The sequence below is a fragment of the Archaeoglobus sp. UBA230 genome, assembly GCA_002507545.1.
In the GTDB taxonomy this organism is placed as follows: domain Archaea; phylum Halobacteriota; class Archaeoglobi; order Archaeoglobales; family Archaeoglobaceae; genus Archaeoglobus.
In genome coordinates this window covers 1-16,552 of record DAVR01000019.1, presented here as the reverse complement: position 1 = coordinate 16,552, position 16,552 = coordinate 1, and the positions used below count along the sequence as shown (strand labels likewise).

At 41.8% G+C, this 16,552-nt stretch carries 18 protein-coding genes and 1 pseudogene; 13 read left to right on the top strand and 6 right to left on the bottom strand.

The genetic code is table 11. From position 1 onward, the window contains the following. Positions 1–19 precede the first annotated feature (19 nt). The 5 genes from BP688_RS04955 to BP688_RS04935 are packed head-to-tail and all read left to right on the top strand — an operon-like array spanning position 20 to position 3,776. Positions 20–940: a branched-chain amino acid ABC transporter permease gene (locus tag BP688_RS04955; protein ID WP_290596952.1), complete on the top strand. Its 921-nt coding sequence runs from the start codon at positions 20–22 to the stop codon at positions 938–940. Then, positions 916–1,947: a branched-chain amino acid ABC transporter permease gene (locus BP688_RS04950; protein ID WP_290596953.1), complete on the top strand. Its 1,032-nt coding sequence runs from the start codon at positions 916–918 to the stop codon at positions 1,945–1,947. The genes BP688_RS04955 and BP688_RS04950 overlap by 25 nt, the downstream gene beginning before the upstream one ends. Then, positions 1,944–2,366: a hypothetical protein gene (locus BP688_RS04945; protein ID WP_290596954.1), complete on the top strand. Its 423-nt coding sequence runs from the start codon at positions 1,944–1,946 to the stop codon at positions 2,364–2,366. Before BP688_RS04950 ends, BP688_RS04945 begins: the two co-directional genes overlap by 4 nt. Next, the gene (locus BP688_RS04940; protein ID WP_290596955.1) at positions 2,326–3,282 is read left to right on the top strand and encodes an AAA family ATPase; all 957 of its coding nucleotides are present in this window, start codon (positions 2,326–2,328) and stop codon (positions 3,280–3,282) included. The genes BP688_RS04945 and BP688_RS04940 overlap by 41 nt, the downstream gene beginning before the upstream one ends. Further along, a complete protein-coding gene (locus tag BP688_RS04935; protein WP_290624549.1) occupies positions 3,279–3,776 on the top strand; it encodes a chorismate--pyruvate lyase family protein in 498 nt (165 codons plus the stop codon). Before BP688_RS04940 ends, BP688_RS04935 begins: the two co-directional genes overlap by 4 nt. On the opposite strand, the gene BP688_RS04930 is transcribed toward BP688_RS04935, so the two are convergent. The 4 genes from BP688_RS04930 to BP688_RS04915 all read right to left on the bottom strand — a co-directional run bounded on the left by BP688_RS04930 (position 3,777) and on the right by BP688_RS04915 (position 8,097). Further along, positions 3,777–5,414: a hypothetical protein gene (locus tag BP688_RS04930; protein ID WP_290596957.1), complete on the bottom strand. Its 1,638-nt coding sequence runs from the start codon at positions 5,412–5,414 to the stop codon at positions 3,777–3,779. A gap of 97 nt (positions 5,415–5,511) precedes the next feature. Further along, the gene (locus BP688_RS04925; RefSeq protein ID WP_290596958.1) at positions 5,512–6,492 is read right to left on the bottom strand and encodes a transcription initiation factor IIB; all 981 of its coding nucleotides are present in this window, start codon (positions 6,490–6,492) and stop codon (positions 5,512–5,514) included. Then, positions 6,410–6,727 carry an H/ACA ribonucleoprotein complex subunit GAR1 gene (locus BP688_RS04920; protein ID WP_290596959.1) on the bottom strand — a complete coding sequence of 106 codons (318 nt, stop codon included), beginning with the start codon at positions 6,725–6,727 and terminating at the stop codon, positions 6,410–6,412. Before BP688_RS04920 ends, BP688_RS04925 begins: the two co-directional genes overlap by 83 nt. Positions 6,728–7,152: 425 nt before the next feature. Next, positions 7,153–8,097: a hypothetical protein gene (locus BP688_RS04915; protein WP_290596960.1), complete on the bottom strand. Its 945-nt coding sequence runs from the start codon at positions 8,095–8,097 to the stop codon at positions 7,153–7,155. A gap of 55 nt (positions 8,098–8,152) precedes the next feature. On the opposite strand from BP688_RS04915, the gene BP688_RS04910 reads away from it, so the two are divergent. From BP688_RS04910 to BP688_RS04900, 3 genes are read left to right on the top strand one after another with little or no spacing between them, the layout of a single operon-like run. Further along, positions 8,153–8,626, top strand: a complete 474-nt coding sequence (locus BP688_RS04910; protein WP_290596961.1) for a helix-turn-helix domain-containing protein — start codon at positions 8,153–8,155, stop codon at positions 8,624–8,626. A 54-nt stretch (positions 8,627–8,680) separates the two neighbouring features. Then, a complete protein-coding gene (locus BP688_RS04905; protein WP_290596962.1) occupies positions 8,681–9,421 on the top strand; it encodes a DNA-processing protein DprA in 741 nt (246 codons plus the stop codon). Positions 9,422–9,432: 11 nt separating this feature from the next. After that, positions 9,433–10,146, top strand: a complete 714-nt coding sequence (locus tag BP688_RS04900) for a hypothetical protein (protein ID WP_290596963.1) — start codon at positions 9,433–9,435, stop codon at positions 10,144–10,146. Between the two features lie 33 nt (positions 10,147–10,179). Here the strand turns inward: BP688_RS04900 and BP688_RS04895 are convergent, their stop codons facing one another. Together BP688_RS04895 and BP688_RS04890 are read right to left on the bottom strand one after the other, a co-directional pair. Next, positions 10,180–12,003 (bottom strand): coiled-coil domain-containing protein, encoded by a 1,824-nt coding sequence (locus BP688_RS04895; RefSeq protein WP_290596964.1) that lies wholly within the window; start codon positions 12,001–12,003, stop codon positions 10,180–10,182. Next, positions 12,004–12,231, bottom strand: coding sequence for a hypothetical protein (locus tag BP688_RS04890; RefSeq protein WP_290596965.1), 228 nt, complete (start codon positions 12,229–12,231; stop codon positions 12,004–12,006). A 56-nt stretch (positions 12,232–12,287) separates the two neighbouring features. Between BP688_RS04890 and BP688_RS04885 the strand changes: the two genes are divergently transcribed. From BP688_RS04885 to BP688_RS13515, 5 genes and pseudogenes are all read left to right on the top strand, one after another. Continuing rightward, positions 12,288–12,758 (top strand): transposase, encoded by a 471-nt coding sequence (locus BP688_RS04885; RefSeq protein ID WP_290596966.1) that lies wholly within the window; start codon positions 12,288–12,290, stop codon positions 12,756–12,758. A gap of 323 nt (positions 12,759–13,081) precedes the next feature. Beyond that, entirely contained in the window at positions 13,082–13,804 is a 723-nt protein-coding gene (gene tatC, locus BP688_RS04880; protein WP_290596967.1) for a twin-arginine translocase subunit TatC, read from the top strand. A 25-nt stretch (positions 13,805–13,829) separates the two neighbouring features. Further along, entirely contained in the window at positions 13,830–15,482 is a 1,653-nt protein-coding gene (locus tag BP688_RS04875) for a long-chain fatty acid--CoA ligase (RefSeq protein ID WP_290596968.1), read from the top strand. A 20-nt stretch (positions 15,483–15,502) separates the two neighbouring features. Beyond that, positions 15,503–16,291 (top strand): N-acyl homoserine lactonase family protein, encoded by a 789-nt coding sequence (locus BP688_RS04870; protein WP_290596969.1) that lies wholly within the window; start codon positions 15,503–15,505, stop codon positions 16,289–16,291. A gap of 83 nt (positions 16,292–16,374) precedes the next feature. Beyond that, positions 16,375–16,552: pseudogene (locus BP688_RS13515) on the top strand (sulfite exporter TauE/SafE family protein); the annotation flags it as partial.

Here is a 16,552-nt window from a genome sequence, read left to right as displayed (position 1 = left end):
TTTACCCATTGCAACGCACATGAGCGTCATAGAGGGAGCAATTGTTTACTCAAATCTTCTTGTCCTTCTAAGTGTTGGTTTGACACTGACTTACATTACTACAGCCGTACCGAACTTTGCACAGGGATCTTTTGCAGTTTTCGGCTCTTACATTTCTCTCACTCTTTTGAGGTTATACAATCTTCACCCCTACTATTCTCTCCCCTTTACATTCGTTCTTGGCGGCCTTCTCGGTCTCACAGTCTATCTTCTAATGTTAAGACCCTTGATAAAGAGAGAAGCCTCTGTTGTCATTCTCATGATCTCGACCTTAGCTCTTGATCTAATACTTCTCGGGATTATTGGCTCCTACTCCGATTCACTTGCCCAGTTTACACACAAATCTGCTTCTAGATTTATATTTACACCTTATGATTTTAACTTGGCAGGCTTGTCAGCAATTCTTCTTGTCTCCAGTCTTGTGATCTTTTTATCTCTGTTTGGTCTTTTTCTCCTCCTATACAAAACCAGATTTGGTGTTGCGCTGAGAGCATCCATGGAGAATCCTGATTTGGCTGAAGTTATGGGTGTAAATGTAGAGTACACGAGATTGTTCTCGTGGTTTCTTTCAGGTGCCTTGGCGGCAATGGCAGGCACACTTTTGCCCTTCAGACAGGAAATTGTCCCCTCAACAGGAGCAATCATCATCGTTTCAATATTTGCAGCCAGCATAGTCGGAGGTTTGGCTAACATAAATGGAGCGTTGCTTGGAGGATACATCATCGGATTTTCAGAGTCCTTTTTAACCTACAACCTCTCAGCCATATTGGGGACGGGAATACTTCTCTACAGCAAGGTGATTTCCTTAGTTGTTCTTGTAATTGTGCTGATATTAGCTCCAAGAGGTATAACGGGGGTTAACTGGAGGAGAGTATTATGGAAGAAGTCATCGTCACAATAGCCCTGTGGTTCGGTTTTTACACGATAGTATCGCTGAGCCTGAATTTGGAATACGGATTTGCAGGTATACCGAACTTTGGCAGGGCTCTGGCAGTCCTTATGGGTGGTGTTGCTGTAGGCGGGATATTCAACAGAATTCTCATCTACGCCTTTGGGGTGAGTGGAGACATAATAACGGCGAGTGCTCAGATCAGATCAATGACAAACGATTTGATAGCCTCTAATCCTGTCTATGGCGTGGGGTTACTCCTTCTCTGCTTGGCTCTGGCAGCAATTCTCGGCGCTGTAACCGGGGCACTATTCATTCTACCGAGCGCAAAGCTTTCTGAAGATTACCTTGCCATCACATTGCTGGCAATAAGTGAGGTTGCGTTCATGGTCTGCAATTACAACACAGCGATCATTGGAGGATACTATGGTGTATCAACTCCAGATGTGCTTGCCTTCGTGCCGGGAGAGGAAAGGATGGTTGCTTTTACTGTCGTAACCCTTCTTATTGCATTTTTGGTATATGTTATTGTCAGGAGGCTCACAAACTCGCCCTTTGGAAGGTTGCTGAGGGCAATGAGGGAGAACGAGAGTGTGGTTGAGGCAACGGGTAAAAGTGTTATGGTTCTAAGGATTAAAACCGCTGCTATCGGCTCCGCACTTGCATCTTTGGCTGGAGCGCTGTATTCTTTATATTCAGTTAACGTCATAGCTACAAGTTTTTCGAGAGTTGAATGGACGTTTTACCCCTTCCTGATGCTCTTGCTTGGAGGGGCTGGGAATAACAGAGGCGTCGTTGTCGGCACCTTCACCTTCGTGATAGTCAAAATACTGCTCACGATCTATAAGCACGAAATAAGAACTTTTCTCCACCTTCCATTTGAAGCAGTCTGGCTTGAGTATATTCTATTCGGATTGCTGATGTACTTCGTGCTGCTATATCGCCCAGAGGGGTTAATTAAGGAGAGACCAATTTTCACAGCGCCCATCAAGAAAGTCGTAGCAAAAATCAGAGCATGAAATGGCTTGAAGAGAAAGGAGTAAGATTGGAGAAGGATGAAGGGGTTGAATTAGAGCTTGATGGTAAAAAATTTTTGGTAAAATGCGCTTATCTTGGATTTTTTGGAAGTAAACTCCTTTTGTGTGTTGACTTTGCTTCTCCAACAGCTTCTGAACCCGTGAAGAGGTTTATGGAGAGCTATGCAAGAATAAGGAGAGCGAGATACGCAGTCGTTGAGACTGGGGAAGAAGTATGGATTTACGATGTGCAGAGAAAAGAGAGGTCTAAGGATGTTGAGTTGGAAGAACGTTCTGAGAGAAAAGTTGAACCCGACAGCAAGGATTTTAGAGTCGCGGTAGCTTACTACAATTTAATACACTGTCAGTGTGGTGTTGACAATGAAGGTAATAGCGTTTGTAGGTTATCCTTTGAGCGGTAAGAGCACAGCTGCGCAGATTGCAAGGGAACTCGGAATTCCAGTCGTGGTTATGGGGGATGCTGTGAGAGAGGAGGCAATAAGGAGGGGGTTGGAACTAACAGACGAGAATCTGGGAAGAGTGGCATCGGAACTTAGACAAAAAGAGGGAATGGACGCTATTGCAAAGAGATGCATTCCGAAAATAAGGGATGAGGCAAGGAAAAGTGGAGTTGTGGTTGTTGACGGAATTAGGGGTATAGCTGAAGTTGAGAGGTTTAAAAAAGCATTTGGAGATGATTTCGTTCTTATATCCATTGAAAGTCCACTTGAGGTGAGATTTGAGAGAGCAAAGACGAGGAAGAGGAGCGATGACGTTGAGAACCTCGAAGATTTGATGAAAAGGGATAAAAGGGAAGAATCATGGGGGTTAAAAGAGGCAATGGAAATTGCAGATTTTACTATAGAGAATAAGGGAAATTATGAAGATTTTATTGAGACTGTAAGGCAAATTTTGCTCAGCATCGCCAGAAATGTTGAGATTAAAATCGAGACCGACATTCATCCGACAGAGAGTGAGGAAAAAGTTGTTAACGCGATTAAAAATCTATTCCCGGATGCTGAAATCAAAATTGAAGACGGTAAGTTGGTGGGCAAGGCTAAAAATCTTGAAAGATTTAGAGAGTTGCTCCGAAGGCAAAGGATTCTCGACACAGCAAGGAGTGAGATACTGAAGAGCAGGAGTGGAAATGAGGTGACTGTTTACCTCAACAAGCAGACAGCTACTGTGTCGAGGATTAATTTCTGTGATGCCGATGCAGTCCTCTCACCGTTGAGAGTTACATTCAGACTGAACAACATCTCGTTTCAGCGCTTCCTCGACTATGTGGCTCCTGAGACAAAGGATGGCAGGCCTGTAAAGGAACTTGAAAGGTTATGAATGCCATACATCGTATTTTGATGACAACAGATGGGTCTGTGACAGCAATAATCGAAGCTATAACACAGAAAAGGGTTCAGATTGAGACCTTGGAACAGAGAATAGTCAAGGCAGACAGAAATCTTGCAGAGCTTCTGAAAATTGATGAGGGGGACGAGGTTAATTATAGGGTGGTGTATCTGAAGGCTGACGGAGAGATTTACGCGAAAGCTATTTCGTATACACCGCTGAGGAGGCTCAACAACAGTTTTAAAGAAGATTTGATGAGGGCCGACATCCCAATTGGCAGGATAATGAAGAAGCATGGGATCGAGGCAAGAAGGGAGATAAGGTGGAGCAAAGTTGTTGATGCCGACCCTACAATAGCTGAAGAACTTGGTATTTCGGAGGGAGAGAAACTCATAGTCAGGAACTACGACGTAATAAGGAACAGAGAGGTTATGATTAACATTACTGAATACTTCCCAATGAAAAAATTTGAGAAGACAGGTTGACTATCGTGTGTGGTACTCGGGAAGACAGTACTTGCACCCGTCGTAACCATCTTTGATAGCATCCATTAATGAATAGTAACCTACCTTGTTCTTCTCGTATACTTTCTTGACATAAATGCAGTCCGCTCTGTGGACTTCAAGTGAAAGTGGGTCGCGATTCGCAACGAACCTCGGAACAGGTACGATGAATCTGGGAATCCCCTCAAATTCAATGTTAGCCCCGATAACTGCCTCAAAATCGTCGGTTGTGAACTCCTCTATATCAACTTTGAGCGTCAGAGATGTGTCCGGTATTTTGGTAGATATGATAGATGGTGAGAGGGGGAAAGGAGGTATTCTATCTTTAATCAGCTCTTCAATTCTTTCTATCAACCAGTTTACTGCAACCTCACCTAAATTTTCTATCCAAGAGTCGCCCAGACCTATTGTTAAATGCACTTCTTTTAATTTTGCCATAATCCTGTTCTCGTCGTCAAGGTAAACTTCGGCAATCGCCCTGTTAACTACAACATCGAGATCATTGACTGAGACATCTGCAAGTGGAAGAGTGACTTCCTGCTCGTCAATAGTTATATCGTCTTCCCACGGAGTCCATGAGTCTGGAATAAACCCGCTCGTGTCAATTTCCTCTGTGATTTTAATTCTTACCTTTGCAACAGCCTCTGCATCCAGTGAAAGACCGAGGTTGCTAATCTCGATTACGTTTCCAGGTTTTAAATCAAAATCTGGCTTGCTTGTAATCCTAAACGCTACGCTATAATCCATCCACGATTCAAGCACGTCAAACTCCACTTCACCAAATCCGAGTGTCGCAACCTTTACTGCAATTCCCGGGATACCTCCAATAGCCTCCAAGATACTGTCTATTATTTCGGGCAAATCACATCTGCCAGATGTGCTCCCACTTTTGGGATTGGTAGTCCTACTCCACCAAAAGTCGAATATTCTGTGCATGGCGTTCTCAGAAATACCGCAACAAAAGTCAAGGCCATTTGTAAAATCCATAATCTCGGCGATATTACCACCGCTGTAACCAAGGAAGTTTAAGCAAATTGCTCCAACCCGGTCGTTGAGTATCTTCACATTACCAAGACCGATCGTAAGTTCTTCTCCAGGTGGCATGTCTGGGAGTTTAGCAGAGTGTAGTATAGGGGCAATCTCTATTCTTCCAACATTTCCAAGCAATTCAGAATCGAGGGTTACTTTAATGGCTTTGTTGATTATTTTGAGGACGTTTTCGGGAAGGTCGTACTTGTCGTTTATCGTCAGTTCATCAACCTGGGCTGCTTCGAAGTCAACTGACAGAATTCTTGTTTCCTGGTTATAAGTTAGTGAACATTGTGCTGATGCTGTGACGTCGAATTCGAGCCTCAAACTTCCCAACACTTTTAGAGATGCCTCTATGTTGAAAAGAACCCTAACGACATCTTCCTTCATGAAGTCAACAGTTGGAGGATACTTTAAGTGGAGTTTACAGCTCACTTTTGCGTACTCTTCGAGTTCTGAAGGAACGTTTTCGGGTTCATACTCAGCCTCTAAAGTATGGGGGATTGTCGTTGTGTAAAACGCTGCCGCCATTGCTCGGTTCAAAAATTCCTCGCCTATTTCACCAACAAAATCATATCCAGCGGTTTTCATACACACACCTTTAGCAATTTGTTAACATTGCTCTTACAACGACATATAATCTTTTCGTTAGAATATTTTATTTTAAAATAAAATTAAAACAGAAAAATTAGAGTATAATCTCAATACCGAGCTTCTCTGCCAGTTCCTTGTAGCGATTCCTTATTGTGACTTCAGTAACTCCGGCAACCTCTGCAACCTCTCTCTGAGTCCTTCTCTCGCCCAAGAGGATAGAGGCAACATAGATTGCTGCTGCAGCAACTCCAGTTGGTCCTCTCCCACTCGTAAGCTCTCTTTCCTCAGCCTTCTTTATTATCTCGATTGCCTTCTTCTGCACCTCACCGCTCAATCCGAGAGCAGCACAGAATCTTGGCACGTAGTCAGCAGGGCTTGTCGGCATCAGCTTAAGACCAAGCTCCCTCGTGATGAACCTGTAGGTTCTGCCGATCTCCTTTCTATCAACTCTTGAGTATGTCGCAATCTCATCGAGGGTTCTGGGCACACCTGCCTGTCTGCATGCTGCATAGAGAGCTGCAGCTACAACGCCCTCAATGCTTCTTCCTCTGATCAGATTCTTCTCTACGGCTTTCCTGTAGATGACAGCTGCAGTTTCTCTCACACTCTTTGGCAATCCGAGAGCGGATGCCATTCTGTCAAGCTCGCTGAGGGCAAAGGCGAGGTTTCTCTCAGTAGCATTGCTTATCCTAATTCTCCTCTGCCACTTCCTCAGTCTGAAAAGCTGCGCTCTGTTTCTGACGGAAATTGCCTTGCCGTAGTAGTCCTTGTTACTCCAGTCAATGATGGTTGATAAGCCCTTGTCGTGGATGGTGTAGGTTACGGGAGCACCAACTCTGCTCCTCTTGTCCCTCTGTTCACTGTCAAATGCCCTCCATTCTGGCCCCGCGTCTATGTATCTATCCTCGATCACAAGCCCACAATCCTGACAGATGAACTCGCCCCTGCGGTAATCACGAATAAGGCGAGGACTACCACACTCCGGACAAACTTCAATATCCTCTTCTCTTTCTATCTCCTTTCTTTCTACTTCCTTTTCTACTTCCTTCTCCCTTACCTTTTCTACCTCCGCCATACTCTTTCACCACAAATAAATCTTCAAATACTATTTTCTCAGGGTTTTTTGGTCTGACGAGTGCATAGGGCGATGAAACCGGGCCTATTATATCATTGATAGTGCCAACATATTCCATTTTTCTTGTAACAATCTTATTCCCGATTTTGGGGAGATGTGCAGGATTTAAAGCAACTACAAGCATCCCAGATTTCGACATGTGCTTTACTTTCCCAAGTGCCCTGAGCTTTTTCATGCAGTATATAAGGTTTTCGCAAGAGTATATATATTTTTCGCTGAACTCATTTATAAAGTTAGCGGTTAATTCAGTAGTTCACAAAGTAAATAAGTTCGGAGATTGAGTATTACTTGATTTAATCGATATTTAGTGTTGTCTTGTCTTGAATTTTGTTAACTTTTGATGGGTGAACTGTTAAATATCGCTTGATTTTAAATGTTTTGTTAATTTTTGTTTGTTTATTTCACAACTTCTCTTTTTGTTCACTCCAAAAGTTAAACCAGTTCAAGAACTCTTCAAAATCTTCTTCATTGTATACCCAAAGCAACTCCAATCTGAATATAGCAGCTAAAAACCAAACCTTGCGGTTCTACACAAGTTTCTCTAAATCTAGCTACCTTTGGATGTGGTAAAAGTATCTTTTTCTATTTCTATTAATATCTTCATGTGGTTTCAGTTTCAAGACTTTTCGAATTGTTTATCTTCAGTTCGTGAGGTGCCACTTCAAAAATCAGTGAGTTCCTTCTACCTTTCTCAGCCATTCTAATCCATCCTTTCGCATATGCGTATACTACATAAGCCATAGCTTTTTTCTCGAACCTATATGCTTTTCTTAAATCTGATTGTGTAAATCTTCCGCATTCTCTAACAATCCTGCCAATCTCGTTAATTTCATCTTGGCTTATGTTTACTATTTCTCTACCGTACAACAAAACTTTAACATTGTCTTCTTTTTCACTTATTACTTGACTAGTTTCAAGTAGTTTCGGTAAACCAACGTCCATTTTTGGTTCTTCTGAAGAGTAAGTTCTAATAAGGTGTTTGATTTTTGCATCATTTAATATTCTCTCTTTTAACTCAATTAACTTCTCAAACTCTTTGGAACCATCTACTATTTTTTTGCCTTCGTCTTCTGAACAATACAATCTATCAGCTCTCGAATTTACGACCGTTATACTCTTCACGAGCCCTTTTTCCTCAAGTTGTCTCAGAAAATAATATCTGTTAGGATAATTTTTTCTATCTTCCATACCTATACACCTCAAAATTTCAAAAACAAGAGATGCTGGAACGGGCTTATTTAGTATAGATTCTGCGAAAACTGTAGCTGCAAGATACATAAACTGTTTCTTAGTGATTGATCCTCTTAACTCTGCTCTGACTTCAGCTAAACTCTCTCTGAATCTCTTCTTTAATGAGTTGTAGTACTCTTTCTTGAGTTTCCTAACAAGTTCGTTCAGATCAAGCTTTAATCGCTCAACTTCGTCTCCAAGAGTGCGCTTAAGAGCCTCAATCAAAATATCATCATCTTCGCTGGCGATATCTAAATCAAACACCCCACACAATTCATGAACAAGTGTTTCTTGAATTCTATCCGAGTGTCTCATCTATACACTAACTTAAAACGTCTATACATATATAACTTACGATGAGGTGATTGAATTGGAAGAGTTCTGGGATGAAGTTTACGAGGCAATTGGCGAAATGATGTTTACGGACAAGATTTACGTCTTTAGGGAGATCGTGGATGAACCTAAAACCATACGAGAGATTGCTAATGCTACGGGGATGCCATACGTTACTGTTAGAAAGTATATTCGATGGGGAGCAGAAAAGGGTCTTGTTGCAGTAGTTGGAACCAAGAAAGTAGGTGGGGCAATTTCGGAGAAGTGGTTGATGACAATAATCCCGGAGGTTGAAAGTGTTGATGAAGACAATTTAGTCATCAAGGTCAAGTTGAAGATTAGGATGCGAAGAGAGTTCTGCGAGCAAGTTTGTCCATTCAAGAAAGATTGTCCTGTGTATGCTGAAATAAAGAGCGGAAAAGATGTCGCACCTTATAGAGAAATTGAAATTGAAAAAAGAACTTTTAAAGGAGTAAAAGCTGAGGTATGTGAACCGTTGGAAAGTGTGTAAATTGAAAAGAAATTTATAGGGAAGATATGAGAAAGAATATTGTGAGGGATTAATATGAATTTACACAAAGTATGGGGGGCAAACATAAGAAAAATCACTCCTGAGGAGCTTTTGGGTCGAAAGTTAAATGAGTTCGAGAAGAAATATGCTCCAAAAATACTTTACATTGCTGGTTCAATGAGAACACCGCTACCAGAGCCACGGGTGGCTGTAATTGGAACAAGAAAACCATCATCTGAGGGGATCAAAGCTGCATTAAAAATAACGAAAGTACTTATCGATAACAAAGTTATAGTGTTAAGCGGTCTTGCAAAGGGAATTGACACGATTGCACACAAAACGGCAATAGAACATGGAGGAAAGACTATTGCGGTGTTAGGAACCCCTCTAAACAAATTTTATCCTGCCGAAAATAGACCTTTACAAGAGCTAATTATGAAAGAGCATTTAGCAATTAGTCAGTATCCTATAGGACATATTACTAAACCAAAACACTTTGTTCTTAGAAATCGAACGATGGCGTTAATCTCCAATGCAAGTATTATTGTTGAGGCAGGAGAAAGTAGCGGGGTAATTTCTCAGGGTTGGGAAACCTTAAGACTTGGTAGACCCCTCTTTTTCTGGAAATCGCTTGTAGAGAAGGATTTTGAATGGGTCAAGGAAATGATGAAGTATGGTGCTTGTGTTTTAAAAAATGTCAATGATTTGAAACGTGCCATCAGAGAGATGATGCCGCCACCAACAGAATTCCCAATATCTGAGTTAAAAGTAGTAGACATTAGTAGTTTTCAGTAGGGGATTTATGGATGCAAAAAATGTTAGATAAACTCGCATTCTGCTCAATATTCTCCTACTGTCCTAGAGATAATTCTAAAGAAGGTGTGTTTGCGAAGAAAGTAAGGGATTGGATAAAATATGATACTATTATAAAAGTAAAAAAACCAGTACTTAGAGAGGGAAAAGTGATAACGGTTGAAAAAGAAATGTCTATGGCATATTATGTTGCAGAACGATTGAAAAGTTTAGTCGATGAAGGATATTTCGCAGATTTTTTCCAAGAAGATACGATTTTAGTTCCCATGCCTAGATCAACACCAATTAAAAAAGGACAGCTTTGGCCACCATATCAGATAGCAAAAGCGATGGAAAACAAAAAACTTGGAGTTGTTGTGCCATTAATCCAACGAATGGTGGCCATTCAAAAGTCATCATATGCTCCACCAAGCCAGAGACCAAAACCTGTAGACCACTACAATAGCATGGGAATTAACAAAATGGTAGATTTAGAAATAGGGTATGTAGTATTTGTCGATGATATCGTGACTAGAGGTCACACGTTTATGGGTGCAGCTTGGCGACTTAAAGAGGTATATCCAGATGTTGAGATAAAAGCATTTGCAGCAATGCAAACCATTAGTGATAAATCCAAATTTAAAAGGTACTTCTACCCAGCCAAAGGAACAATAACCTATTGGGCAAATTCTGGAACTTGTAGGCGAGATTGGGAGTCTATTGGATAAATTAAAAATTTAAAAAACTAAATATTAATATTTTTATATTGATTTTACTTCTATACCTCCGCTATCTTTCAGTGCTGTTGTGATTACGTATGGAACCTCTTTTCTAATGTATTCAAGGACTTTTCTTCCTCTTTCCTCATCAAAGGAGATTAAGACCTCGTCTAAGACAATCAAAGGGAACTCTGGAATATATATCTCTCTGGCAATCAGCATTATCAAAATTGCAAGAGCATATCTCTCGCTTGTAGATAAAGTGTTCAATGGCTGGCTTTCAGTGGGGGTTTTATAAACAACCAGTTTCTGAGTGTTTGGGTCTATTAAAACCCTGTGGAAGTTCTTATCGAATCCAAGGATTTTCAGAAATTCATTTACTCTTTTATTGAACTCCTTAGCCTCACCATATAGCTGTCTTTCATAAATCTCACTATATTCCTTGTACTTTTTCTCAAGCTCCTCAATTTCTCTCATCCATTCTTCTTCAAGTTCGGTAACGGATTTTTCTGGGTCGAACTGCTTACTTATCTCTGCAATCCTTCTCTCAATCTCTTTCACTTGTCTGGTCTTCTCCGCAATTTCAGCCTCTATTTTAGCTCTCTTCTGGTCTTTGTCCGTTACAAGTTCTTTTATCTTGTCCTCCAATGCTTTAATGTCTTCATTCTTTAATTCCTTCTCATTTTCCAGGTTTCTGATTTCATTGTCAATTCTGTCTATTTTGTCTTCTATCTCACGGATGTTTTTGATTTTCTGAGAAATCTGTCTGTTAATTTCGACAATCTCGTTCTGCTTCGCTTTGAGCTTTCTTATCTCGTCTGTATATTTCTTATACTCCTTGTTTAGCTCCTCATACCATGCTTTGAGGTTTTCAAGCCTCTTTTTGTCTCCCTCCAGAATAGTCTCCAGAACTTCCTTAGTAAACCTACTACAAGCTTGCTTATCGAAGGGACAATAACCGGCTCTTTCCTCTCCTTTAGTTATCTTTTCGAGCTCTTTAGTAAGTTTTGAGACGTCAGCCTGGGTTTTGTTCAATTCAGGTCTGACTTCGTGGGCTATTTTTTCTCTGACTTCATCTGCCCTCTTTTGCAGCCTCTCAATAATAGGTTCAAATTTGAGCTCAGGAATTTCCTTTTCAAGCTGTTTTATCTTGTTCTGGAGCTCCTCTATCTCTGCTTGCAGAGTGTCAATTTTGCCAAGCTGGAATTCTTTCTCCCTCTGTTTCTCAATTATGTCGCTCTCGATTGCATCCCTCTCAGCAATTAGCTTATTTAACTGTGCCTGTAACTCCTTTGCCTCATCTGAAACAGTTGCCTCTTCAAGCCTCTTTCTGAGTTCGCTAATCTCTCCTTCAAGCTTAGATTTTATCTCTCTTAGTTTTGGGACTTCTTTTGCACTCTTCCTCAAGACTTCAAGCATCTCTTTTCTCTCTGTGAGCTTCTTCTTCACTTCATCCCTGAGCTTTTTGTATTCGTCAGCCTTGCTTATTCTGCTGAGAAAATCTCTCAAATCCCCGTCTTTCAGGATTATGTCTTGAACCACCTTAGAATCTGGAAGGATGAACGAGATTAAAGAAGCTCTGGGGTCTCTGATGTCTGGATACATTCCTTCCACTTCTACCCCTGTTGGTGTTTTCTGGAAAGTGAGGTCAGATACTTTCCCGTTATCACTTACGACTATCCTCGCCTTTGTTTTCGAGATGTTGATTACTTCTCTTGGATTCACTTCTGCAAAAACAGCCTGTAAACCCCTGACAAAGCTTGTTTTACCAGCCGTATTCGGTGCTATGATGTATGTCACTTTGTTTGGTTCTATCTTTGCTTCAAAACTTTCCAACCCTCCAATATTTTCCATTTTTATATACATCTAAACACCTCCAAAACCAAATTTAACCTTCTTTTCAGCTTTCCGCACCTCATTCCAAAGCTCCCCATTGGTTTTTCCTTCCAAGTCAATGTAGGAATAGCCCAGTATTTCCCATACATCCGAGTAATCTGTTGCATTGAAAGAAAGCCACCTTGAATGCCTGAAATCTCCTTTGTTGAATGCTCTTTCTACGAAGTGGTAGTACTTCCTTGGGATATCTGATGCCATTATAACATCTGAAATATAGTAAACATTTATTTTTCCTCCAAATTTCTGGAAGAGTCTTGCGAGCAAAAGAGCTCGGAATGAAATTCGTAATGCCAGCGATAAAGAATCCAAGGGTTAAGAAGTTGATGAAGGAGTACGATGCTCCCACTATTGTCAGATATAGAATGGGAAGTACCAAGGATGGCAGAGTTGCTCACTTCAACTTATTCATTGTAGAGGCGGAGGACGGACAAAAGATTGTCTTCGCCTCCAACCATCCTTACTACTACGAATCCATTATAGCGGAAAAATACAGAAAGAGGTGGGGAATTGAGACATCTTATAGAGTAAAGAGTGAATTAAGATTGAAAACTTGTTCGAGAAAGTATGTGGTCAGGTTTTTCATGTTCTGTTTTTCTGTATTGCTTTACAACGCTTGGGTTCTTCTGAACTTGTTATACAGATTTATTAATTTCTTTGATGTTTTTGTTAGTCCGTTCATTGAAGTTCAAACTTTCCTTGTTTTTGTGCTGGCTAACAAGCTTTGATTGTCTTGCAACTGTACCGGTATTGTATTTTGTGTCTGACGTTAAATTGTATTTGGTTCTCTAAGTTTTGTTTCACTCACCAAACGCAATTTAACTAAAATCTGAGGGATTTGGTATACAAACGAAAGTTAACTATGCCTTTTGTATTTTATTTGTTAATATTATTAGTTGTAAATGTTATTATCCATCATCACTTTGTGAAGAACTGTAGTTAGTTGCTGTTTGATCGCTACAATCTGGAGTGACCAGCTATTTGGGGGTTAACAAACCCATATACCCCACACACCAATTAAGCTTATTTGATAAGGCATCCACATGTTACCGTGACTAACCCACCTGAAGATAGAGAACTTGAGATAACAGAGCATATAGCTGAGTTGAGAAAAAGGGTTCTCAGGATCAGCATCGTATTTGTCTCTTTAATTTCTGTAATGTTTTACGTTTCTTACAGTTTCCTTTTGAATTTCTGGTATAATCTCGTTGGAGACAAACACCTTTACATCTTCACCCCCATCGAGTGGGTTGTGATAAGGCTAACTTTCTCAGCCCTGCTCTCCCTCATCATCCTCTATCCTTACATAATCTACGAGTTTTACCTTTTCGCCAAACCCGGACTTTACGAACATGAAAGAAAATTCCTGAGGTCTATTCTGATACCGAGTTACCTGATTTTCATTCTCGGCCTCTTATTCGCCTACGAGTTTGCCGTTCCGTTTCTGTATAAGATTGCCCTAAGCAGTTCGATCGAGCCCTATCTGTCGGCGGAAAGAACGATAACCAATGCCTTTAAACTCCTCCTCACCTTTGGAATTTTCTTCCAGATTCCTCTTGCAATGGTTCTTGCAGATCGCTTCAAAATCGTTGACTACGATACCTTCAGAAGCTTCAGGATTCCCGTTTACATCGTCATTCTTCTGCTGGTTACAAACCTGACCATGGATTTCACCGGATTAACCCAGTTTGCAAGTCTTGCCTTATTTGTAGTCATGTATGAGCTTGGATTATTAATGTTGAAAATTATAAGAAGCTTCATAAGAAATGATTAAATATGGGTTAAATGTTACATAAAATATGAATAGACCTTGGTTCAAACACTGGCCTCCACTGCTGACAAAAACCCTTGAGTATCCGAGAGTTCCACTTTTTGAGTTTGTTGAGACCTCTGCAAGAAGATTTGGAGAAAAAGCAGCGATAATTTACTATGGTAGGGAGATTACATATTCTGAACTGCTCGATGCAGTTGAGAGATTTGCCACCTATTTGAGCAAATCGGGTATAGAAAAGGGAGATAGAGTAGCGATTTACGCCCAGAATTCCCCGCAATTCGTTATAGCCTTTTTCGGCACAATGAGGGCCAACGCGGTGGCAGTTCCACTAAACCCGATGCTCGTTGAAAGGGAGCTTGAATATGTTCTCAGCGATTCTGGGAGTAGGATGGTGGTTACAACATCAGAACTCGCAAGCAGAATTCTGCCTGTAGCTAAAAAGCTTGGAATTTCCGTTATCTGTGGTAACCTTTCGGATTACATTCCGGAGCAGCCAACGCTACCTATCCCGGACTTTGCAAAGCTCAGACTGGATGTTGAGGGGACAGTTAGCTGGAACGAGGTTATGGGAGAGAGAGGTCCACCGGACGTTGAGGTGGGAAGCGACGACCTCGCCCTGATTCCATACACAGCAGGGACTACAGGGATGCCAAAGGGATGCATGCACACCCATTTTACCGCAAGTGCTAACACCCTAAGTTCCGTCCACTGGTTCAATCTAACCCCCGCTGCGATTGGATTAGCCACTCTACCCTTCTTTCATGTAACTGGAATGATTCATTCCATGCTCGCTCCAATTTACACTGGAGCAACGATCGTGCTGATAACAAGATGGGATAGGGAGACAGCACTACAAGCGATTGAGAAGTATCGCTGCACGCACTGGGTAAACATAACCACAATGGTTGTTGACTTGCTCAGTGACCCAAAGATTACGGAAAGGGACCTCAGCTCACTGCTCGTTGTTGGCGGTGGTGGAGCGCCAATGCCCAAGGCAGTGGCAGAAAAACTCTTCCAGCTTACAGGTATTAGGTATATGGAGGGTTATGGGCTGACAGAGACAATCTCGCAGACGCACATGAACCCTCCGCAGAATCCAAAGCTGCAGTGCCTTGGAATCCCTGACTTTGGTGTGGATGCCCTTGTAGTTGACATCGAGACTGGCAAACCTCTACCGCCAAATGAAGAGGGTGAAATAGTTGTTTCGGGACCAGAAGTTTTCAAGGGATACTGGAATAAGCCCAAGGAAACAGAGGAGGCTTTTGTCGAAATTAATGGCGGAAAATACTTTAGAACCGGAGATTTGGGATACATGGATGAGGATGGCTACTTCTTCATTGTTGATAGAATAAAGAGGATGATAAACCGTTCTGGCTTCAAGGTCTGGCCAGCTGAGGTTGAATCTGTGCTCTACAGGCATCCGGCAGTGAAGGAGGTTTGCGTTATAGGTATTCCAGATGAGAGGGTTGTTGAAGAGGTCAAGGCATTTATCGTCCTGAACCCTGAATACGAGGGCAAGATTACTGAAAAGGAGATTATCGAGTGGGCAAAACAACAGATGGCTGCTTACAAATATCCGAGAGTGGTAGAGTTCGTCAAGGAGCTGCCGAAGAGTGGAGCAGGCAAGATTTTGTGGAGGTTGCTGCAGGAGAAGGAAAAGGAGAAGAGAAAAGGGTGAACTTGTAGGAGGTGAGGAAGATGTATAAGATAATGCCCTTAAAACAGGCTGAGATCAGTGTCCCTCTTGGAGTTGTCCAGATGATGGGGGACATGAGGTTTTTAGCCACTGGCCCGGTTTACGTGTGGGTTATAGATGGGGGAGATGAAAAGATAGTTGTTGATTCTGGGGTTGAAGAACCACAGAATGGATTGGTTCATGGATTTCCAGGAAAGGGTGGCGGAGAGAAGGGCCTGAGAGAAGCTCTGGAAAGGGCTAACTTAAAACCTGAAGACGTGGACAAACTTGTCATCACCCATCTGCACTTTGATCACGCTGCCAATGCAAGGCTTTTCACCAACGCGAGAATTTACGTTCAAAAGAGAGAGTGGAAGTCTGCCCTTAGTCCTCCACTGCATTACCGACAGACCTACGATCTCAATATGGTTCTACCACTTGAGGAGATGGACCTCTGCTTGGTTGACGGAGATGTTGAGATTGCTGAAGGTGTTAAAGTCGTTCTGCTACCAGGTCACACAAAGGGATTGCAGGGGGTGGCGGTGGAGACCGAAAGAGGCACATATCTGCTTGCCGGAGACCACTTCTACACATACTTCAACTTCTTCCCGCCGAAGCAACCTATTCCCATGACAGATTCTGCAGGAAATACGGTAGAAATCCCAGCTTCTCCACTCCCCTTCGTACCACCCGGCTTGCATGTTGATCTATCTGAGTGGTATGACAGTTGCTTCAAGGCTCTGAGTATTGCAAGGAAACAGAATATAATACCCGGACACGACCCCAGCTTGGAGGGCAAAGTCTTTCCCTAATTTTTATTATTCCTGATTTTTTCTCGACTTATTAATCTTTAATAAATGGAAAGATTTATCATTACGTGTTCATACGCTTTAATATGGGTGGTGCTTTCGCTCAGGGCGGATCAGCGATGACGCCCGATATGTTTATCCATATTGGTCCCTTTGAGGTGTTGTTTCTGTTAGCTCTCGGTTTCTTCGGTGGAATGTTGAGCGGTTTTATTGGCACGGGCGGAGCTTTCGTGTTAACGCCGGGAATGATGTCCATCGGCACTC